Origin of the sequence: Oceanobacillus indicireducens (genome assembly GCF_014647195.1) — a bacterium.
GTDB lineage: Bacteria > Bacillota > Bacilli > Bacillales > Amphibacillaceae > Oceanobacillus > Oceanobacillus indicireducens.
Window position 1 is genome coordinate 61,859 of record NZ_BMOS01000015.1, and the last position, 21,208, is coordinate 83,066.

At 38.8% G+C, this 21,208-nt stretch carries 17 protein-coding genes and 1 pseudogene; 12 read left to right on the top strand and 6 right to left on the bottom strand.

The window, feature by feature from the left end:
* Positions 1 to 33: 33 nt before the first annotated feature.
* The 5 genes and pseudogenes from IEX94_RS11680 to IEX94_RS11700 all read right to left on the bottom strand — a co-directional run.
* Positions 34 to 1,053 carry a Gfo/Idh/MocA family oxidoreductase gene (locus IEX94_RS11680; RefSeq protein ID WP_188857612.1) on the bottom strand — a complete coding sequence of 340 codons (1,020 nt, stop codon included), beginning with the start codon at positions 1,051 to 1,053 and terminating at the stop codon, positions 34 to 36.
* A 226-nt stretch (positions 1,054 to 1,279) separates the two neighbouring features.
* Positions 1,280 to 1,591, bottom strand: coding sequence for a PTS sugar transporter subunit IIA (locus tag IEX94_RS11685; RefSeq protein WP_188857614.1), 312 nt, complete (start codon positions 1,589 to 1,591; stop codon positions 1,280 to 1,282).
* Positions 1,592 to 1,593: 2 nt separating this feature from the next.
* The gene (locus IEX94_RS11690; protein ID WP_188857616.1) at positions 1,594 to 1,890 is read right to left on the bottom strand and encodes a PTS sugar transporter subunit IIB; all 297 of its coding nucleotides are present in this window, start codon (positions 1,888 to 1,890) and stop codon (positions 1,594 to 1,596) included.
* Between the two features lie 181 nt (positions 1,891 to 2,071).
* Positions 2,072 to 2,827 (bottom strand): DeoR/GlpR family DNA-binding transcription regulator, encoded by a 756-nt coding sequence (locus IEX94_RS11695; RefSeq protein WP_188857619.1) that lies wholly within the window; start codon positions 2,825 to 2,827, stop codon positions 2,072 to 2,074.
* Between the two features lie 304 nt (positions 2,828 to 3,131).
* Positions 3,132 to 3,329: pseudogene (locus IEX94_RS11700) on the bottom strand (IS30 family transposase); the annotation flags it as partial.
* A gap of 231 nt (positions 3,330 to 3,560) precedes the next feature.
* Between IEX94_RS11700 and IEX94_RS11705 the strand changes: the two are divergent.
* Complete coding sequence (locus IEX94_RS11705) at positions 3,561 to 3,881, top strand: PTS fructose transporter subunit IIB (RefSeq protein WP_188857624.1); 321 nt, start codon at positions 3,561 to 3,563, stop codon at positions 3,879 to 3,881.
* Between the two features lie 8 nt (positions 3,882 to 3,889).
* Positions 3,890 to 4,048, top strand: a complete 159-nt coding sequence (locus IEX94_RS11710) for a hypothetical protein (RefSeq protein ID WP_229782692.1) — start codon at positions 3,890 to 3,892, stop codon at positions 4,046 to 4,048.
* A gap of 304 nt (positions 4,049 to 4,352) precedes the next feature.
* Here IEX94_RS11710 and IEX94_RS11715 read toward each other — a convergent pair whose 3' ends face one another.
* Complete coding sequence (locus IEX94_RS11715) at positions 4,353 to 4,925, bottom strand: sigma-70 family RNA polymerase sigma factor (RefSeq protein ID WP_188857626.1); 573 nt, start codon at positions 4,923 to 4,925, stop codon at positions 4,353 to 4,355.
* A 675-nt stretch (positions 4,926 to 5,600) separates the two neighbouring features.
* Here IEX94_RS11715 and IEX94_RS20020 point away from each other — a divergent pair.
* The 10 genes from IEX94_RS20020 to IEX94_RS11760 all read left to right on the top strand — a co-directional run bounded on the left by IEX94_RS20020 (position 5,601) and on the right by IEX94_RS11760 (position 20,951).
* Positions 5,601 to 5,723 carry a hypothetical protein gene (locus IEX94_RS20020; RefSeq protein ID WP_268239591.1) on the top strand — a complete coding sequence of 41 codons (123 nt, stop codon included), beginning with the start codon at positions 5,601 to 5,603 and terminating at the stop codon, positions 5,721 to 5,723.
* 44 nt (positions 5,724 to 5,767) lie between these two features.
* Positions 5,768 to 6,355 (top strand): CalY family protein, encoded by a 588-nt coding sequence (locus tag IEX94_RS11720; RefSeq protein WP_188857628.1) that lies wholly within the window; start codon positions 5,768 to 5,770, stop codon positions 6,353 to 6,355.
* A 77-nt stretch (positions 6,356 to 6,432) separates the two neighbouring features.
* Positions 6,433 to 8,640, top strand: a complete 2,208-nt coding sequence (locus tag IEX94_RS11725; RefSeq protein ID WP_156857879.1) for a M6 family metalloprotease domain-containing protein — start codon at positions 6,433 to 6,435, stop codon at positions 8,638 to 8,640.
* A gap of 104 nt (positions 8,641 to 8,744) precedes the next feature.
* Positions 8,745 to 9,152: a hypothetical protein gene (locus IEX94_RS11730; protein WP_156857880.1), complete on the top strand. Its 408-nt coding sequence runs from the start codon at positions 8,745 to 8,747 to the stop codon at positions 9,150 to 9,152.
* A gap of 45 nt (positions 9,153 to 9,197) precedes the next feature.
* Positions 9,198 to 9,776: a signal peptidase I SipW gene (gene sipW / locus IEX94_RS11735; RefSeq protein ID WP_308425596.1), complete on the top strand. Its 579-nt coding sequence runs from the start codon at positions 9,198 to 9,200 to the stop codon at positions 9,774 to 9,776.
* A gap of 602 nt (positions 9,777 to 10,378) precedes the next feature.
* Positions 10,379 to 12,415, top strand: coding sequence for a Xaa-Pro dipeptidyl-peptidase (locus IEX94_RS11740; protein ID WP_188857656.1), 2,037 nt, complete (start codon positions 10,379 to 10,381; stop codon positions 12,413 to 12,415).
* Positions 12,416 to 12,532: 117 nt separating this feature from the next.
* Positions 12,533 to 14,746, top strand: coding sequence for a M6 family metalloprotease domain-containing protein (locus IEX94_RS11745; RefSeq protein WP_188857631.1), 2,214 nt, complete (start codon positions 12,533 to 12,535; stop codon positions 14,744 to 14,746).
* 209 nt (positions 14,747 to 14,955) lie between these two features.
* Complete coding sequence (locus IEX94_RS11750; RefSeq protein ID WP_188857633.1) at positions 14,956 to 17,670, top strand: M64 family metallopeptidase; 2,715 nt, start codon at positions 14,956 to 14,958, stop codon at positions 17,668 to 17,670.
* Positions 17,671 to 17,800: 130 nt separating this feature from the next.
* Positions 17,801 to 19,990: a Xaa-Pro dipeptidyl-peptidase gene (locus IEX94_RS11755; RefSeq protein ID WP_229782693.1), complete on the top strand. Its 2,190-nt coding sequence runs from the start codon at positions 17,801 to 17,803 to the stop codon at positions 19,988 to 19,990.
* Between the two features lie 79 nt (positions 19,991 to 20,069).
* A complete protein-coding gene (locus IEX94_RS11760; protein ID WP_188857638.1) occupies positions 20,070 to 20,951 on the top strand; it encodes a peptidylprolyl isomerase in 882 nt (293 codons plus the stop codon).
* Positions 20,952 to 21,208 lie beyond the last annotated feature (257 nt).

Sequence of the window (21,208 nt, forward strand, 5' to 3'; positions counted from 1 at the left end):
TGTGCTCTCCCCCTAAACGATGTACCCTATTCCTTAATATTGAATATCTACTAATTTATTTTCATCAAATGATTCTTGGCATGCTAGTGCTACCTCTGTTCCTCTTAAACCATCAATAGCAGTTATTTCAGGCTGTTGATTTTCTCGAATGCAGCGGACAAAGTTCTTCAATTCATTTACATAAGCTTCCGCAAACCGTTCAGGAAAATGCTGAGAGGACGGGCGGACTACGCCATGCTCATTAAATACGGCTACTTTGTTTTTTTCAGGAGATGCAGCAATTCGCAGCATGCCTTTGGTTCCAATAATTTCTGTTTCTACATGGTAACCATGTGAAGCTGTACGTCCAGCAACCAGCAAAGCGGTTACATCATTGTCCAATTTCATAGTAACTGTTCCTAATTCCAATTCATTTAGCTCGTTCAATTCCGGTGCAGCTTTATTCGTTCCTGTTGCCCAAACGGTTGAAATCTCAGATTTTGTCAGCCATCTGATCACATCAATATCATGAACACTCATATCAAGGAATAATCCGCCGCTTGGACTCTTCTTAGCAAAGTTGACAAAGCTGTCTAACCCTTGAATCGGATCAATACTATAGGAGCGAATCAACGAGATATCTCCAATTTGTCCGCTATCTATCATTTCTTTCGCATATAAATAATCATCATCAAATCTTCTCATGAATCCTAAATGAAAAATGCGGTCACTTTGCTCAATTTCATCTATCGTTTGTTTGATATCTTCTACTTCTAAACCAATTGGCTTTTCACAAAAAATATGCAAATTCTTTTTTAATGCTAGTCGAATATGCTCTGTATGGAATCCGGAAGGTGTAACGATACAAACAGCATCTAAATCCGTTTGTTCCAGCATTTCCACATAATTTGTGTAAACATTTGGGACTTTATATTTTTCTTTTACCTGTTCATTTATTTCCTCGTCTAAATTAGAAACCGCTGTCAACTCGACTCCTTTTAGATTGTAGATATTTTCTGCATGAATCAAGCCGAGTCTTCCTAATCCTGCAACACCAATTTTAAGCGTTTTCATTAGATGTTCTCCTTTATTAAACTTATAGATATGTTAAGTAATATTATTGCTATGTTATATACTATTATAAAAAATAATATTTAGTCAAGTCTTTATTAAATAATGGTTAATTCATTGTTACCTTTTGTAATGAATTTGCTTGGTATCTGTGTGGTTAGATTCACTGCAGGTCATTTTCCATAAAAAATCCTGCAATGGCACATACCAATTACAGGATAATCGTTTACTATGATTTATTTTCCAAATGAAGCTCTGCTAATTCTTGAGCCATATCACAGATCATTTGAGCATTTGTCACATGATCCATCGCATGAATAACATAAATATTAATATCTGTCTGCTGTTCACGGCTGTTCAATTGCAAAAGCTCTGTCTGTTTTTTATGAGCAGCTATTAAATGCTTTTTAGCATCAGCGATGCCTGCTTCATATCCTTGCACATCTTGTTCTTTTGCAAGACCTAATGCCCGATAGGCTAGCGTTTTAGCTTGAGAAGCTTCTGTAATCAAAGGCATAAAAACTTCTACATCAATTGTCATTGTTACGCCTCGCTTATCTGCTCAAAAATGCTGTAAACATTCATGGTGTTGTAGTCTTCAACTGAAATTTTAGCAACTTTTGCATTAGTTGACACTTCATAGTTTTTAGCACTCTGATGAATTTGTGGTCCTAATAGCACAACATCTACATCATGTTCTTTAATATAGTCCAAGCCTTCTTCCAGACTTTTTGATTGAATATCGATATCTTGTTCTTTTTCTTGAGCAAGGTCATTTAATTTTCTTACCAGTAAACTTGTTGTTATTCCTGCTTCACATACTACAATCACTTTTTCCATTCGTTACACCTCTTTGTTAGTTATATTCATCACACTGCTTCGAGCACATGGAATATAAACAGAGAAACTTCGTGATGATTGTGCGTTTTTTCACGGTGTGAGGTTTTATTTTGTATTAAAGAGTTTACCCCAAAAATGCAATTCTTCTGCATATCCATTTTATATACAGACCCGTATAAAATTACCTTGGAAAAATCACTTCATATTGATTCTGTTTACTATGTTTGATATATGCTTGCGGAGGTTCCTGATCCGTTATCAAATAATCAATGTCATCAAAATCACAATAAGTCGTTAGTGCATACTTATCAAATTTTGTATAATCTACAAGAATAAATACCTGCTCGCTTTTTTTTATCACTTTTGCTTTTACCTGCGTTTCTAATGGGGAGGAATTGGTTATTCCTTTATCCAGTGAGAGACCTGTTGAAGCCATGAAAGCTTTATTAAAATTATATTTTTGAATAACTTCTGCACTCTCTGTTCCGACATAGGATCTGGTAGAGCGTTCGAAAACACCGCCAGTTGAATAAATATTTAAATTCGGATAAGCGCTGGCATCTAAAGTAAAATCAAGATTGTTGGTGACGATGGTAAGATTTTTATACTTGATAAAATCCAGCAGTTCCACGGTAGTAGTCCCGGAATCAATAAAAATAATATCTCCATCCTTAATAAATTCCGCCGCTAATTTTGCAAGCTTCTGCTTTTCGTGGAATTGTTTGACTTTACGGTCTTGATAAGGAACGGTTAGGGGCTGAGAAATCGACACTCCGCCGTAAACCTTCACCATTTTTCCATCATCAACCAGCTCTTGAACATCCCGGCGAATTGTATTTTTAGACATACCAAACCGCTCAACAAGTTCATCAAGTGATACAGATTCTTTTTCTTTTACATATTCTAATATTGCATTTATTCGCTGTGCTTTCATCATAAATAAGCGCTCCTTTTAAGAAAATATTGCTATATTATACATCAGCTAAAAAATTATTCATTTGATTTAAAACATTTCTTTTTTATTATAGAAACCATTAATCACTTTACACATTTGTCTGTTCTATTAATAATTCCTATTTTACAATATCTAATACAAGTATGCCGTGATGGAAATATTAAACAGTTTACCTTTATTTGCTACTAATTTAAGTAAACTATTCGTACTTAAATTGTAATATTAGGTGCAACACCTTTGTGATTCCACTATATAGGGGTTTTCTTGAATTTGTTGATTGTGTGGATTAGGTCACATAATCAACAAATTCAAGAACGTTTCGGCCGGTATTTGATAGTCTAATATTCCGGGTGAGCGTGTTCATCCAATCTTCCACATCAGCAATTTGGTCATCCGCATACGTATGGATTGGCTGCCCTTTCTTAATGAATCTTCGTATCATTCCATTGTGACGTTCATTCGTTCCACGCTCCCAAAATGCATATTAGTCAACCTAAACTATACGTGGAACACGATGGCTTTCTATTTTTTAGCTGTTGCACTTAATTATACAATGAGCCAGCTAAAATTGCAGGTTCATTGGCAAATGAAGAAGTTTGTCATCAGGTGAAAAATGCAGACAGTGCAGAGGAGATTATTCGAGCCTTACAAAAAGGAAATTAGGAAATGTTTCAGGCAGTTAATAAAAAGTGGTTTATTTCAAGGAGGCATATGTATGAAATTTGTCGAAGTAGCGGCTTATACAGCAGGGATAGCACACACTTATTTAGCAAAAGAAAAGCTGGTGAAAGCCGCACAGGAAGCTGGATATATCGTGATAATTGAAACGCAGAGAAAAATTGGAACTGAAGATGAATTAACAACTAAAGAAATTACAGATGCAGATGTTGTGATTATAGCAACGGATATCAGCATATCAGGGAGGGAAAGATTTAAAGACAAAAAAGTAATTTGGATTCCTACGCATATTGCAATGAAGTCGCCAAAAGCACTTGTGAAGAATATAGAAATGGAATTAAATGCTGCAACTAAATAGCAGGGGAAATGGTGAAAAAGGTTGGTTTTGTAATTAAAAAACATTTGTTGACTGGGATATCTTATATGATTCCGCTTATCGTTGCAGCGGAGATATGTATTGCATTAGGTCAAATATTTGGTGGCATTGATGTTGCAGAGAATGAAGGAACCTTTGATTTTAAATAATTTTGAATAAAAACCACTGCTTTTAAAACTTTATTGGGTATATTTGTATGAATGCAATTTTCCAATCCCCTATACGGTGATTGGTACCGTTCTATTGAGGTATTTTGTACATCTTTTGAAGTTTTGGGCTATTATCGGGTGTTTATTGTTAATGCCGTAACTGATTGCCCGGAAATTGACTGCAAAACTTATCCTCATTTTGACGGTAAGCATGTAAAAGAAATCAAGGGAAGCATTAGATTCAATTGCTTCCCTTCATCGAATGTGTTCCATTCTATGAATCTGGGCTCTCTCTATAACGTTTTTACGGCTCCAAATTATTTTTAATCAATTTCTCCAAATCCGTGTCCTTCCTCAGTTTCCTCCTCGCCTCTTTCGCCCAGCCTTTCACTGCTTCAATAGAGGCCTCTTCTTGTTTTGCAATTTCTTTTATTGTCAGATCCTCAATTACATAATACTTTAGCCATTTCCATTGGTTCTCCGTTAATAAGTCTCTGATGTGTTTCCAAAGATCGGAGTTATGTTTTAAATGTTCGTCTAAACTTGATTCCTCGTGGGTTGCATTGTTTGCCTTATGGAATATTTCTGTATCGAATGCTCCTTCTTCGTCTTTAGAGGCAAGCACCTCTTTTTCCATTCTCCGACTTTCTTTTCGAATCGAATCAATCAGGCGATTGCGAATCATGAAATTGAAATACGTACCTAGCGGACCTTTATTTGGTTGATACTTTTCATAAGCTTTCCACATTCCAATTAAACCTTCTTGGAAAAATTCATGGTGGGGGTCTCGGATGTTTAACTTGTGGAGATGATAGTGTATGCGGCGTTCATTTTGTTCAAAGATTTCCTCAAACGTAAATTGCTGCTTTTTTGACATGATATTATCTCCCTTATATGTATTTATACTTATAATCGACTATTAACAGCAAAAAGGGGTGAAGTGAGTCTAAAGGAAGTGGGGTGTTAATTTTTTTAGGACTATAAGCATATCCCGTTATTTACAATATAGGAAATTATTAGCGGAAAGTAAAGGGGAATTGAAGTTTTTCCTCTAAAAATCGTTCGACATTATTCGGTATTGTTAGCGAATATTGTCGAGCCTGTTGTTGGAGAAATTTTATTATACATCTATTGCTAGAGATAATTGTTAAGTAGATTTGATAGATTGGAACGTTGAGAGTATGGAAAAAGAAAGCTTTTTTCTTGCGTGCCCGGCATGTCCAATAACTGGTGAGATTCCTTTACAGCTACAGGCTTGGCAGTAAAAACTATGGATAGGTAAGTCTATCAAGTCGGGCGAAAGTAGACAAGGACAAGTATCTAGTTTTTGATAAAATTTGACAAAAGTTAATAAAAATGACCAGGCACTAATAACTATATGGAAAACCTTCTTTATTCCTTATGCTAGTTGTCGAAACTAGTAAATTAGAATCAATTTTTCGAAAACTGTATACTATTCTGTAAAATCTGCTATAATTTTATTCAGCAAATGTTATAAAAATACATCTATGAACCTAAAACGAGAAGATTGGGGGTGAATAGTGTTTTTTTTGTGTCAAAATACATACGTCATCTTGTCATTTGGCCGCTTTTATCGTTTATTAGTGATATTTGGAAAGCAATAGCTTTTTCTGTTGCTGAAGAGACGTATGGTACTGCAGCAAGAGCTACTTAACATAATAGATGGGGAAATGATAGAAAATTTTAGGAGGAGTACAAATGGATATCAAGAAAAAGTTAGGGATGGCGGCGATGTCCGCTGTATTGGGGATTACACTCATTGCTGGAGGGACTTTTGCTTATTTCAGTTCAACGGAAGTAACAAACAATACATTTGCCGCGGGTACATTGGATCTATCAGTAAATCCATCAACAATTGTTGAGGTTGAAAACTTAGCGCCTGGTGATTCAATAATTCGCAGTTTTGAACTAGTAAACAACGGTAGTCTAGATATTGAAAAGGTTACACTGGAAACGGACTATACGGTGCATGACGCACATAATAACAATACCGAAGATTTTGCAAAACATATCGAAGTTGAATTTTTATACAATGTGGATAAATTGGACGAGGTTATTTATCGAACTACTTTAGCAGAATTAAAAGAAATGACACCAGATGCTATTAACCAACATATTTTTTATCCTGCTCTCGGTGAAAAAGGACTGCCGGTTAATTCATTGGATGATTTCGTAGTTAAATTTAATTTTGTTGATAATGGTGAAGATCAAAACGAGTTCCAGGGTGATTCCTTAGATTTAAAATGGACGTTCGTTGCGACTCAAAACCCAGGAAGCCAAAAATAATCTAGCAATCTATGAAATGTATTGTTTGCTGAAAATGTCTTGTTAATTTTATTTTGTTAAAGATTGGGGAGAGCAAGTTGAAATTAGTCAAAAAGTCATTCATTGTGACCGCTGCCTTGCTTTTGTTAAACACGCCAAACGTGTTAGCTGCACCCTCTGGACTGGATTCATTTCCCGATCCAGTAGATACCAATTCATGGACTTTACCAGAAGATATGGTATGGGATGACTACAAGTCAGTTCCTGGTATTAACTGGAATGAAGCATCAGGGGAACCGGAGCGTTTAATAAAGGGAGCCTTAGTACTTGTAGATTTTGCTGACCAAGATTTTGTTGCGAGTTTACCAGAAGGTTCGGATCTTGCTGGAAATCCAATCGGAATTGGAGACATTCCTCGAGAAGAGTTAGGTCAATTTTATGAGGATTTCTTAAACACTCCACAGCCGTTAAATAATTATCGGACCATTGATGAGTATTGGAAAGAAAACTCTTATGGTAAATGGGGGGTTGATCTAGATGCTTTTGGACCTTATCGTGTGGACGGGCGGGAGTTTCAATATGGTTTATCCTATGGAAACTCAATGCCACCAGGGTATCAGTCGCGAAATATACAGCGTGATGCATTAGATCTTGCTCAGGCAGACCTTGATGCATCAGGTGAAGAATATGATTTTATATTTATTCTTCACGCAGCCTACGATCAATCCGGTGTATGGCAGGAATTCGGAGAAATGATGTTCATGGACAGAGATGCTGTTACTGGCGAATTTGGTCCTCCTGCTGACCTGGAAATTTCGCAAAATTGGGCTTATACCCGTTATGTACCTTGGACTTCATGGTTTGCGGCAAAGTCCATCTGGTCCCATGCAAATATAAGGAACGGGATTTCCGTACAAGGGGAAAATGATGGAATGGGTACGTTCGCACATGAATTCGGGCACATCATGGAATTACTGGATAACTATAATAATCCTTATGGAGATCCAGTTTCACGCACTTATTCAGGTCCATGGGAGCTTATGAGTCGTGGAAGCTTTAATGGTCCGGGTGGTCCACATACGCGTTGGATGGTTATGCCAACACTTGGTGGCTCTGCACCTTCCCACCATATGCTGCGTAATAAGATCAAACAAGGCATTTTAGATGAAGATCAGTATCTAAACGTAGAGCGTGATGAGCTTGCTGAAACTGGTCCAATTTTTACAGACATTATTGCACGTGCTGTACCGATAGGAGAGGAATTTGGCCGGACTGGCATCCATGGCATCAATATCGAGATGGAGGACTTAACGCCACCGAACTCTCTGCGTGACGACTGGCGAGCAGATATGCAGCGTGGTGCTAAATGGTATGACAACTACACGATTGAAGTAGTTGATCGTGTTGGCTACGATTCCTTTACACCGGATTCAGGAGTATTGATGGCCAAAACTAAGAATGAAGAATCTGCACCAAACATCTGGGTAATCGATGCTAATGATGAAGATATTGAGCAAGTCGACTTCATTCGACCGGATGGTACAGAAGCTATGTATTCTCTCGGAGACTATCGTCAGTTAGCAGATGCTTTATTTAAGGCTGGAACAGGTGATGGGATAAACAGTGAGTACGTGGATGAGCATAACCGCCTGCATTTCTATATCTTAGATAAGAAGTATGATGAAGATGGCGTCATGTCCTATCGTGTCTCGGTACGTCATCTCGATGGAGCTGGCGACTTTGAACGCGGTGTGACTGCGGAAATTGGGGAAGCGGAGCGTGCTGTACCTGGTAAGATTGCAACTCACTACTTTAACGTGACAAATACTGGAGAAACAACCGATCTTTTCCGAATCCAAGCAGACACAGATGCTGGCTGGGATACGAAAATTGAACAAAATGTGATAGAAGTCGAAGCTGGTGAAACAATTCAATTTCCAGTATACGTCCAAGTGCCTGAGGGGGTTGAAATTCCATCAACACTTACGGTTACCGCGACTTCTGAAACAGATTCTGAGCAAACAGTAACTGATGTCGACTACTTACTAAGCGACATTAGTGCTGCAAGTATCAACAAATTATTTGATCTGTTTAATGAGAACGGTGATGTTGATGAATCTGCAGCCCGTACTTTAAAAATACATTTAACTTCACTTGAACAATTTGAAGATGAGGGGAAAAATGACAAAGTTGCAAAACATGCAGAAGGGTTCCTTGTTCTTCTGAATCAATTTGCAGATAATGGTTTGCTGTCAGAAAAAGCATATCAGGCGTTAATAGATTATACAGAATATCTTGTAAGATAGAGAGATACCAGTCGGGCTCGGGCATAACTGCTCATCGAGAAGCGTGATGTTATGTCCCAGCCTCATTTTTTCAAAGGGTTAGCAAATGAAGGTGAGTGAATAAGATGTTTCATATTTTTAAAAAGGATGTAAAATTGATAAACATTGTGTTAAAAGTCTTTATTATTATTTATCTATTATTTATCTGTGTTTATCATATTAACTTACCGACCTATGCTTATTTTTATCAAGAGCAGACAGTTGAAACAACATTTGCAGCTGAGATCACAGTCCAAGAGAAAAGAGATTCTGATGATGTAAATGATAATGAAGAAGCGGCTACAGATGAAATGGCAGAAACAGAGGAGGAGGCTATGGACAACGAAAATAAGGAAGAAATAGCGGCAGAAGAGGAGACATTGGAAAACGCAGTGAATGAGATACAAGAAGAGCTAGATGAGGACGGGGAAATTGAAGAAAAAGATGTTAATGGAATAAATGAAGAAGTAATTGATGATGACCCATCAAACTAAAGTCGGAAGCTTAAAAAGATTCGAATCTGCATACCTGAGGTGATGATGTTGAAGCAGAAAAAGTGGTATAAATACTTAAATTTTATGGTATCCATGTTATTAACTGCTGTGTTAATTTTAACGATGGTCTTAGTGGTAAATTCAAAGATGTCGGAAGGAAATTCAACAATTTTGGGCTATCAAATTAATTCCGTTTTATCAGGGTCGATGGAACCTGGAATAAAAACCGGATCGATCATATTTGTTAAAACTGGAGGCGATACGACTCGGTTTCAAGAAGGCGATATTGTCACTTTTCTTACGGAAGAAGAAGTGTTGGTAACCCACCGGATAGAGGAAGTCGGTAGTGAGGGTCAAACGTATATAACAAAAGGAGATGCCAATGATGGTGTCGATCGTGAGCCTGTCCTCGCTGAAAATATTATCGGAGAATATACAGGAGTCACCGTTCCTTATGCCGGTTATGTTGTTAGCTTTGCGAATACGAAAGAAGGTGCAGCACTTCTGTTAATTCTTCCTGGATTGTTATTGATGCTTTATGCGTTTATAACGATTTGGCAAACTGTACGGATGTTGGATAAAACAAGAAAAGAAACATTAACAGATCCAAAAGTAACAGACTAGGGGAGTAGTGCACTTACTATTGCCCTTCTTTATGTTGCATGCTCGTCCATAAACTTTTGTGTTTGATGACGATCCTTTTAACTGAGGGATTTTACTAATTGCTATTCTTTTATCAATTTTAGTATAGGTTCATCCCCTTATCCGGGAAGTAAACTCATGCATATAGATAGTAGTTTTTGTTCATTTAGTATGAATAATCCAAACAATTAGTCGACAAAGGAGTCAATAAATGTTAGATTATATACAAGATTCCAACAATATGGAAATACATCTTGATATATTTGAAAGGGGGATAGACTTTTAGTTGGGACAGAATTGAGTAAGAAAAACTACAGAACGGAAAATAATTGACATCTATGAGCCTTTACTAAACGAATGGGAGGTGAGTAGACTTTTTTGTTGTAAAAAGAGTTATCCGTTATTTGGCTGGTCGTCCCACGTGTCATTTTAAGTATTATGGTTAAATCTCACGGAGTCCTCTTCACTATTGAATGATGGCGCTTTCTCAACTGTTTCAAACGATCATTTCCAAGATTGGCAAGTTAGTATTTAAGACTAGATTAGGTGGATGGAGTTATATCTATCGGATTGGAGTTGAAGATATGAAAAAACTCATACCATTTTTTTTATTAGTTTTAATTCTTCCAATGATTCTCGGTGCTAATATAGCAGAGGAGTCAACTGTTGAACCCCCGATGATTGTAGTAGAAGAAGGTATGACTCAACCGGTTTTTTCCAAAGAAGAAGCTATTGTTGAGAGAGTGTTTATCGAAACAGAGGTTGATAGTGATGGGGACGGAGAAAATGATCGGATTAGGGCTGACGTTATTCGACCAAAGGAAACGGAAGAAGGATTAAAAGTTCCTGTTATTTATGAAATAAGTCCTTATCGTGCAGGTCTGAATCCAATTGATTTTCACAATGTAGATGTAGAGTTGACCCCGATTAATCCTAACCCTATTGGTGGTAAGCCTTACGCCGCAGATTTGCCGGGGTATTATGATGACTATTTCTTGCCAAGAGGATATGCTGTCATTCTTGCTGAAAGTATTGGTAGCGGTATGTCCAATGGTTGCCCAACATCAGGGGATATGCAGGAAGTGCTAGCGACTAGAGCGGTAATCGATTGGTTGAATGGACGTGCTTCAGCTTTTGATGCAGACGGCGAAGAAATAACTGCTGATTGGTCGACGGGGAAAGTCGGTATGACAGGAGTTTCCTACAATGGGACCTTACCGAATGGGGTAGCTACAACAGGGGTTGAAGGATTAGAAACGATTGTTCCAATTGGTGCTATTAGTAGTTGGTATGACTACTACCGTTCAAACGGTGCGGTTGTTGCTCCAGGAGGCTACCAAGGGGAGGATGCAGATTCACTTGCGAGAGCGGTCCTAACTCGTAACAATCCTGAGGTTTGCCTTGATCTGATGAATCAAATTGAGGAGGAACAAGACCGAATAACAGGAGATTATAACGAATTTTGGAATGAGCGAAATTATTTAAATGGAGTAGAAAATATTAAAGCAAGTGTGTTTGTTGTGCATGGACTAAATGATTGGAATGTAAAGACTAAACAATTTACCCAGTGGTGGGAAGAACTTGAAAAGCATGATGTGCCAAGAAAGCTATGGATTCATCAGCACGGACATTCAAGCCCGTATAGCTTTAGAAATGAGGAATGGCTGATAACCCTGAACAAATGGTTCGATTACTGGCTCTATGATATTGAAAATGGAATTATGGACGAGCCTATGGTTGATAAACAGAAGGAAGACCGCAGCTGGGTGACAGAAAACGCATGGCCGCATGAGGACGTCCGAGATACAGCATTGTATCTTACTTCTGGGAGTACGGAGTCGGGGAATTTAAGTCACCGTCCTGTTAGTGATACAAATACTTCTTATCAAGTAATTGATGATTCGTCCATTAGAGCACAAACATTGGTGCAAAATCCATTGGAGGACATGGAGAATAGGCAAGCATATGTTACGCCTGAACTAACGAACGCTTACCGCATTAGTGGTACCCCGGTTGTTTCGGTTAAGGCGAGCATAGATCGCCCTGTAGCAAATCTTACCGCCTTACTCGTTGATTATGGACCGGATGAGAGTAGCCGGATCATTACACGTGGCTGGATGGATCCGCAAAACTTACAATCGGATTCACAATCTGTAGCCATAACACCAGATAAGCCATATACATTTACTTGGAATATGCAGCCTACAGATTATGACGTGGCAGAAGGACACCGAATCGGTCTAGTTCTTATATCCAGTGACTACGAGTATACGATTCGTCCACAACCAGGAACAACTATATCGATATATCCAGAGCAAAGCTATTTATCATTGCCGCTCGTTGGTGATATTACGGAGGAGCCAACTAGTATAAAGCAAATAAAAGATCTTATTAACTATTATGAAGATGAAGGGTCAATCACTGATCCCACTGCAGTCCGTCAATTGCAAACACATTTGACAGCTGTCGAACTTTTTGAAGAAAAAGGTGAAACAAATAAGGCAAGTAAACATCTAGCTGGGTTTAAATTACTGTTGAACTACCATTCTGATCATATGACAAAAGAAGTTTTTGATATTTTGCAGCATGACGTTGATATATTGATAGATAAGAACTATTAGGTTGCTCTTTACTTTCTTGTTCAGCATCGCTATTACTCTTTGATAAGGTTCTATTAAAAATACAATTTGAGAGATGGGGATACTTAAGAACCCCCGTCGTCCGTGGAGGTTACTAATATGAAATTAGTAAAACGCTCATTTCTATTAATGTTAGTATTTCTAATTACATTTTCTCCTTTGGTATTTGCTGCACCGAACGGCCTGGATGCCTTTCCCGATCCGGTAGATATAGAGAGTTGGGAACTTCCTCGAGATATGACCTGGGATGATTTCAATCCTGTACCTGGCTTGAACTGGGATGAAGTAGATGTCGAACCGGAGAGGGAATTGAAAGGGGCTTTAGTTTTAGTAGAGTTTTCTGACCTGGAATTTGTCGTAACAAAGCCCGAGGGTACAGATCCGGCTGGAAATCCACAGATTGGTAACGTTCCAAGAGAAGAGCTGCCGCAGTTTTGGCTGGACTATCTGAACACACCACAGTCATTAAATAATTACCGTACGATTAGCGATTTTTGGATGGAAAATTCAAACGGAAAGTGGCAGGTAGATCTTGATGCTTATGGCCCCTATATGATGGATGGAAAAGAGTTCCAATACGGTTTGAATGAATTCAACCAGCAAGAATTTATACCTCCAGGATATTCGCCGATGACTTTAAGATCAGAGGCAGTCAATAAAGCTCAGGCAGATTTAGATGCATCAGGAATCGACTATGACTTTATATTTATTTTGCATTCTGGATATGCCGAGACGGGAGTTTGGCAGGAATTTGGTGAAATGATGTTTAATAGTCCAGAAGAAATTCCTGATGAATTCGGTCCACCAGCAAATCTTGGTGAGGATTTACCGAACTGGGTAAATACACGCTACGTGCCTTGGACTTCTTGGTTTGCAGCTAAATCTGTTTGGTCCAGTGCAAGCAGAAATGTTTCCATTCAAGGATCCAGTAATGGTATGGCAACCTATGCCCATGAATTTGGTCATCTGATGGGATTAGCTGATAACTATAATAACCCCTATGGAAATCCAGTATCCCGTACTTATGCTGGTTCTTGGGAACTGATGAGCAGCGGAAGTTTTAATGGTCCGGGAGGCTCGCATACACGATGGATGATACCGGCTATCCAAGGTGGATCAACACCACCACATCATATGCTGCGTAACAAAATTAAACAAGGCTTTCTATCTGAGAATCAGTACTTGAACATTGATCGCGACGAGCTAGCGGAGACGGGACCAATTTTTGCAGATATTCTTGCGAGAGCTGTTCCATCTGGTGAAGGTTTTAAACGGGATGATCTGAAGGGGATCAACATCGAATTGGAAGATTTAACACCCCCTAATTCTTTAGAAGATGACTGGAGAGCGGATATGCAACGTGGAGCTAAGTGGTATGACAACTACACGATTGAAGTTGTTGATCAAGTGGGCTATGACTCCTTTACGCATGATTCAGGAGTATTGATTGCAAAAACGAAAAATACCGAATCAGCGCCTAATATTTGGGTAGTAGATGCAAAGCCTGAGGATATAACAATTGAGGATTTTGTACGGCCTGACGGTACTACCGCCATGATTTCGAAGGGTGGTCTAGAGCAGCTTGCAGATGCACTTTTCAAAGCTGGGACGGATGAAGATATCGTAAGCGAGTATATCGATGAGCATAATCGTTTGCATTTCTACATCCTAGATAAGAAATATGACGATGTCGGAGCGCTTTCATACCGGGTATCTGTCCGTCATTTAGACAGTGCTGGAGAATTTGAACGTAGTGTTGAAGCTGCTGCAGTCTCTGCAGAACGAGCAATACCAGGCAAAGTTGCAAAACATACCTTTAGCGTAACAAATACTGGTGAAGAAACAGACTTAGTCCGAATCCAAGCAGAAACAGATGCGGGATGGGAGACAATGATGCTTCATCATGTGATTGAAGTTGAAGCTGGTGAAACAGTGGAGGTTCCAGTTTACGTGAAAGTCCCTGAAAGTGAACAGCAACCAGCACAGCTAACGTTCACAGCAACATCCGAAACAGATGCTGAACAAGCATCATCTGATGTTGATGTGTTGTTAAGCGAAGTAAATGGGACAAGCCTGAAAGCTTTAGTCCAATTATTTGCAGATAGTGGGGATGTTGATGAAGCTGCAGTTCGACCACTAACGACGCATTTAACAGCAATAGAGCAGTTTGAGAAACAAAATGATGCCGACAAGCTAGTTAAACATTTAGAAGGGTTCATCCTTTTAATTGACCAATACTCAAACAATGGATCGTTAGCTGAAAAAGCGGCTGATGCACTATACGATTATACAGATTTTTTGCTGAATCAGTAGGCTGATAGATTAATACCTGTCATTAATTATTGGTTCGCCATGTTCTATTTTAAGTAAATCGTTTTTCGGGAATATGGCGAGTCATATTACTTTTTAGAAAAATCCTACTTACGGAAGCAGAGGTGAGTAAAGATGCCATAAACAGGTTCTATCTATAGAGATAGACTCAGGCGAATGGTAATAAAGAATAGGAAAGAAAGGGTGTCAAAATGGCATTAAAGAATCAAATCTCACAAAAGGCCTTTTTTGTCTTGCTCTTAACCGCCGTATTGATATTGGTTTTTGGGAATATCACAGAGGCAAATTCTACTGTAGATGAAGAGGGGGAATTGGAAGTAGGGGATGTCAATGTTGTCCCATTACAAATAACGGGACCAGCTGAAGATCGATTAAATCTCATTATCTTTGGAGATGGATATACAGCTGAAGAAATGGACAAGTACCGGGAACATGTCGACAGAAACCAAAATGTCCAGTGGAGTGTTGAGCCGTTCCGCAGTTATCGAAATTATTTCAACGTTTATATGGTTGAAACGCCATCTAAAGATTCTGGAATTAGTTGTGATCCAGAGGATGGGAATGAGCGCAGAGATACTGTATTCAATTTGCAATATGCAAATCAGTGTCCGGCAGATGATCTTGCACGAGGGGTAACTTTTGGAAGTGGTGGAGCCCAAGCTAGAAATGAAATTATGCAGGACTATGTTGCACCATTACTTGAAATCCCTGCGAATAGTCAGAATGTGCAAACTCTAACGCTTGGCAACACCGACACGTATGGCGGGATTGGCGGTACTCATGCAACAACAACTGGTGGTAGCCCACAAGGTCCCCTTGTTTCATTGCATGAATTAGGACATTCGTTAGGGGACATTGCCGATGAGTACCCTTACTATGACCGTGGTGTTCCGGGAGAAGCGCATCCTGATCAAGAACCAAATTCTTTTCATCATACACGCATGACATCTGAAGAAATGATGGAGAATCAAGCTAAGTGGTGGCGGTGGCTTGGTGAAGAAAGTGAAGCTGGTGGAATTATAAGAGCGGCTGATCCAGATGGATACGAAAGTGGCCAGTATTATAATTCAAATGTATGGCGTCCTAGTCAACATTCTATGATGAGACATACTGGATTTTATTTTGATCAAATAGCAAGAGAGCAAATGACACAACGCATTACAGGAATGCGTAATACAGGACAGATGCCATTAACATCGACACCCCAAGGGGAAATCGGTGCAGACGAAGTACTTGCTGTTAATACGATTTATCCAAGATTTCATTTAATAGAGGTTACATGGGAAATCAATGGTGAAGTCGTTTCTGATACAAATGATTCCCGTCATCTAGAACTAAGCAAGTTAGATGTACAAGTAGGTGATACCGTCAAGGCAATCGTTCAAGATAAGACAGAATTTGTCAGGCATCCTAACTATTTAGATGGACCTCGAATGACGCAAATACGTGAATGGACGATTGGTGAACCACAAGAACTGACTGAAGTGGATATCGCATTTACCAATCATTCTGCAACAGCCTATGCTCTTGCATTTAATGAAATCGCATTTGTTGAAACACCTAATCCAACCGATCGTATATTGAACGTAACTTGGCAACTAAATGGCAATGTTATAGAAGATGCTGAAAATAGCCGTTTCCTTGACCTAAGCAAAATTAGTTTACCAGCAGGGGCTTCTGAATTAAGTGCAACTGTTACAGATCCAAATAATCCTGATTCAGCCCTTGAAACGGTTTCTTGGACAGTCGACAATGGTCTACCAACAGCCCCTAAGGAGTTGTCGGAAGCGGTAGCTACATTATCAGGTGGAATAGAGCATTATGTTTATTTCAATGAGTTTGAAATGAAACTTAATCCTGAAGATGACCAGCCGGGATATGTTGTTGGCGAGCTTCGTTTAAATAAGGATGGTTGGTATAACTATTACGGATTCCCCGATCAACCAGAAGGAACACCGTTTAAGTTCTCTCATTCCGGAACAGATGTTAAAGAATTAACGTACGGAAACCTTGGAACTGGGGGACTTTCAATTGTAACCTTTGAAAGAACATTTACTGAAGAGGATCGGGGCGGTAAATTTATTCCTGGCTTCAATACCCACCTTATCGAACATCGGGCAATTGATGCTACTGGGAATATTGGAAACGCAGAAGAGTTTAAAGCTACTGTCATACCAGGAGAAAAACTAACATGTTCGCATTCTGTAACAGAAGATTACGAGGGAGATCTAGTCGTTACGGAAGGACAAATATGTCTGGAAAATATAGAAGTATTTGGGGATGTCATCATTGAAAATGGAGCTTCGATACTAATTTCCAATAGTACAATTAATGGGGATATTAAATCAGAAAAAGCCGAATCCATCCAGTTAATTGAATCAGTAGTCAATGGACAATCGTATATCTTTGAAACTACGAAAGATACGACATTAGTAGCGAACACTTTCAATGGTTGGTTAATACTCAATAAGAACAATCAATTATCTGCTAATGAGCAGTACGGTGACTATGGACCAGTGTTAGTAGGCAATTCAATCAATGGTGTACTAGGGTGTTATGGCAATAGCTCTAGTATCACAGATTTCGGTGCTCCGAACAGCCTGTCACTCTTTAATATTGGCGATTGTTCCGATGCTGATATAAGCGGCGCAACAATCAAGCAATATGTGGAACAATTTGATGAGCTTGGAACCTTTGAAACAGAAGTTACAAAACGGTCCTTAATTTCCCACTTGACGTCTATAGAAACATTTGAACAAAGTGGTGCTTATGACAAAGCGCTTAAACACCTTGAAGGATTTGAAATACTTCTTAATCAATTGTATAAGCAAGGACTTGTTGTAGAAAAAGCTTACGTTGTATTGATTAACGAAGCTCAACAATTATATGAAGAATTGGAAAAATAAATAGATATTTCCATGTGCAGATATACAGGAGAATAACTTTGGTTCAAGTGAGGCTGACGAGGAAATTTTATACTCTATGAATATATACAACTTATAATCTATGAAAATTGGTAAATATGGAGGGATCTTCTTGTTTAGAACAAAGAATGCATTAAAGAAACTATTGTTATCTGTTAGTTTTGTAGCTTTAGTTGCAACACCGGTTTTACATGTTGACGGTTTAGAGCAAACCGTTTCTGCCAATGCGGACGTTGTAATGGAAGGTGGGGTTACGCAGCCTGTCTATTCTTATACAGATGCGATTAAAGAAACTATTTTTGTTGAATCAACACTGGATAGTGATCGGAACGGTGAACCAGATCGGATTGCCATTGATATTATGCGTCCAAGGGAAACGGAAGAAGGGATTAAAGTACCAACAATTATGGATGCAAGTCCTTATTACGAAAGCATGGGACGAGGAAATGAAAGCCAAATTAAAGACCCGGATGGTATTGGGGAAAATACAATGTTTCCACTTTATTATGACAACTACTTTGTTCCAAGGGGCTATGCGGTCGTATTAGTTGATATGGTTGGAACTAATAATTCCCATGGATGTCCGACGACAGGTGGGTATGAAGAAACCGAAAGTATTAAAGTTGCCATCGATTGGTTAAATGGTAAAGGAAAAGCGTGGGATAAAGATGGCAATGAAGTTACAGCTGACTGGTCGACCGGAAAAGTAGGTATGATTGGTAAGTCATACGATGGAACTTTGGCAAATGCAGCAGCTGCCCAAGGAATTGAAGGGTTGGAAACTATTGTACCGATTGGTGCGATTAGCAGTTGGTATGACTATTACCGTTATGGCGGAATTCCTTTTTACCGTAATGGTCCGGGTGGTTTAGCTGGACGCGTAACAAACAGCGAGCGTGTCGCCGATTGTGCGCCAATTCGTGAAGAGATGAGAATTGCCTCCGATGATGATACTGGTGATTATAATGATTTTTGGGATGAAAGAAATTATGTAAAAGATGCAGATAAGGTAAATGCTAGTGTTTTCGTTGTACATGGAATCAATGACTATAATGTGAAAGCAAATCATTTCTCCAATTGGTGGTTAGCTTTAGCAGAAAATGATGTGCAAAGAAAACTTTGGATTACCCAGACAGGTCATGTTGATCCATTTGATTTTAGAAGAGCTGAGTGGGTAGAAACATTGCATCGTTGGTTTGATTATTGGCTGCTTGATATTGATAACGGAATTATGGATGAGCCGATGGTAGAAATTGAAAGAGGAGATGGTAACTGGGAGGATGAAGAAACATGGCCTGCTGCTAATACAGAAAATGTAGACATCAGATTAGCACCTGCAACAGAGGACCTGCCAGGAACGTTACAAACAGCACCTGTAATCAAAGAAGAAACACAAACATTTGTAGATAATCCATCGCAGACAGAACAGCAAGCGGTCGAAGATGAGTTCACTGAAAAAGAAAATCGTTTAATTTTCTTAACCCCAGAACTTACAGAGGATGTTCGGATGAGCGGTATACCGGAAATTAATTTACAGACAATGGTTGATAAAGAAGATACGAACCTGTCAGTCCGAATTGTTGATTATGGCACCGACGAAAGAATCCATCATCGTTCAAGAGAAGAGGGGATTCAAACACTTGACGATGTTGTAACGTGTTGGGGAGAAAGCTCACCACAAGACAGTGCGTGCTATAAAGAGACAGAATTGGTGACACATGAAGCACCATATGAGATTGTGACACATGGTTGGCTTGATGCACAAAACTATGAGTCTCTTGAGCATTCCGAACCGTTAGAGCCAGGAAGAAGTTATCGATTCACTTGGGAAACTCTACCAGAAGATTATGTATTCAAAGAGGGACACCGGATTGGAATAATTGTAACCGGAAGTGATCGTAATTATATTATGACAGACAGTAACCGTGCAACGATTGAGATCGCTTTAGGAGAAAGTTTTATCCAACTACCGGTAGTAGGCGGTAAGGAGACGTTTAATCAAGCGATTGGATCGGATGGTGGTACTTCTCCAAGTCATACAGCAGATTTAATAGACGTACTTGATTATTTCATTAATCAAGGTGAGATTAATAATGAAACAGCTGCTCATGCATTGGAAACGCACATCGCATCCATCCAGCACTTTGAAGAAAACAATCAATTGGACAAGGCTGTTAAACATCTTACAAGTTTAAAACAACTACTAGAATTCCAAAAAGTTGGTCAGGTGATTTCATCGGAAGCCTATGATACTTTATGGGCTGATACGGAATACCTTATTAAACAGTTTACAGAGAACTAGTAAGCATATGAGAGGTTCTTCCTCTCATATGTACATATCTTCGAAAAATATAACCTTCAATGATTGGAGCGGCTAACGAATGAAGAAATACTTTTTTGGACTAATCTTATGTATAGCTATGTTAACAGCATGCCAACAGGAAGAGACTCAAGGAGTTGTTATTGAAACGTCCTACGGGGATATAACCGAAGAGGTACTTAATGAGGCTTTACAAGAACGATACGGCAAACAAGTCTTGGAAGAATTAGTAATGATACAGGTATTGGGAGAGAAATATGATGTTAGTGAAGAGCAAGTCACTGATGAATTAGAAAAGTTAAAAGAGAATTATGGTATTCAATTTGATCAAATGATCCAGCAACAGGGATTTGCCGATGAAGAAGCATTTAAGGATGTTATATACTTAGGCTTACTTCAAGAGGAGGCTGCATTGGATGAAGTTGTTATAACGGATGAGCAACTGGAAGAGGCTTATGAACAAAAGACGAAGGAAATTAGTGCGCAGCATATTTTAGTACAGAATAAAGATATTGCAGAAGAAGTGTTAGAACAAATTGAACAAGGAGCAGATTTTGCTGAACTAGCGAAAGAATACTCTGAAGATGCAATGACTGCAGAAGAAGGTGGAGAACTGGGATATTTTTCTGCCGGAACCATGGTGCCTCCATTTGAAAATGTTGCATTTTCTCTTGAAAAAGGTGACATAAGCGACCCGGTCCAAACGACTTATGGGTATCATATTATAAAGGTGAATGATATTCAAAAAAAAGATCAGGAAATTGGTACATTTGATGAGGTAAAAGAAGAATTACGCGACGAAATTTTGAAAAACAGTATCAGTACGGTTGAGACTCAAGTAAAAATAGAGCAGATGATTCAAGATTCTATAGTAGACATTAAAAACGAATCCTATGAAGGTCTATTTGATAGTTTCCAAGAAGTTACAGGGGCAAGTAGATAGACGTTTAAATTAATATGGATTATAAAACTCTCACTTAAAGCATTGTGAGGGTTTTTATAATCCTGCTATAAAATGATGTAAGTCTGCTGATAAAAAGAAATTGGGGTTTATCACGTATCAACGGTCTGTAATTCCCCCACCTCTAAACAAGAGGAAAAACCAATATGTGAAGGTGGGGGATATACAGTCCGTAAATACCTGATTCTGATCAACTAACATTCAGTGGGGAGGTAAGGAATTCCCCACTGAATGAAGTT

Bases quoted from the DNA above. Each gene is read 5' to 3' on its own strand.
- IEX94_RS11705 (WP_188857624.1), top strand. From the start codon at position 3,561: ATGAAATTTGTCGAAGTAGCGGCTTATACAGCAGGGATAGCACACACT.
- IEX94_RS11715 (WP_188857626.1), bottom strand. From the start codon at position 4,925: ATGTCAAAAAAGCAGCAATTTACGTTTGAGGAAATCTTTGAACAAAAT.
- IEX94_RS11730 (WP_156857880.1), top strand. From the start codon at position 8,745: ATGTTTCATATTTTTAAAAAGGATGTAAAATTGATAAACATTGTGTTA.
- IEX94_RS11760 (WP_188857638.1), top strand. From the start codon at position 20,070: ATGAAGAAATACTTTTTTGGACTAATCTTATGTATAGCTATGTTAACA.
- IEX94_RS11745 (WP_188857631.1), top strand. From the start codon at position 12,533: ATGAAATTAGTAAAACGCTCATTTCTATTAATGTTAGTATTTCTAATT.
- IEX94_RS11690 (WP_188857616.1), bottom strand. From the start codon at position 1,890: ATGGAAAAAGTGATTGTAGTATGTGAAGCAGGAATAACAACAAGTTTA.
- IEX94_RS11710 (WP_229782692.1), top strand. From the start codon at position 3,890: ATGGTGAAAAAGGTTGGTTTTGTAATTAAAAAACATTTGTTGACTGGG.
- sipW (WP_308425596.1), top strand. From the start codon at position 9,198: ATGTTGAAGCAGAAAAAGTGGTATAAATACTTAAATTTTATGGTATCC.
- IEX94_RS11720 (WP_188857628.1), top strand. From the start codon at position 5,768: ATGGATATCAAGAAAAAGTTAGGGATGGCGGCGATGTCCGCTGTATTG.
- IEX94_RS11680 (WP_188857612.1), bottom strand. From the start codon at position 1,053: ATGAAAACGCTTAAAATTGGTGTTGCAGGATTAGGAAGACTCGGCTTG.
- IEX94_RS11750 (WP_188857633.1), top strand. From the start codon at position 14,956: ATGGCATTAAAGAATCAAATCTCACAAAAGGCCTTTTTTGTCTTGCTC.
- IEX94_RS11695 (WP_188857619.1), bottom strand. From the start codon at position 2,827: ATGATGAAAGCACAGCGAATAAATGCAATATTAGAATATGTAAAAGAA.
- IEX94_RS11740 (WP_188857656.1), top strand. From the start codon at position 10,379: ATGAAAAAACTCATACCATTTTTTTTATTAGTTTTAATTCTTCCAATG.
- IEX94_RS11685 (WP_188857614.1), bottom strand. From the start codon at position 1,591: ATGACAATTGATGTAGAAGTTTTTATGCCTTTGATTACAGAAGCTTCT.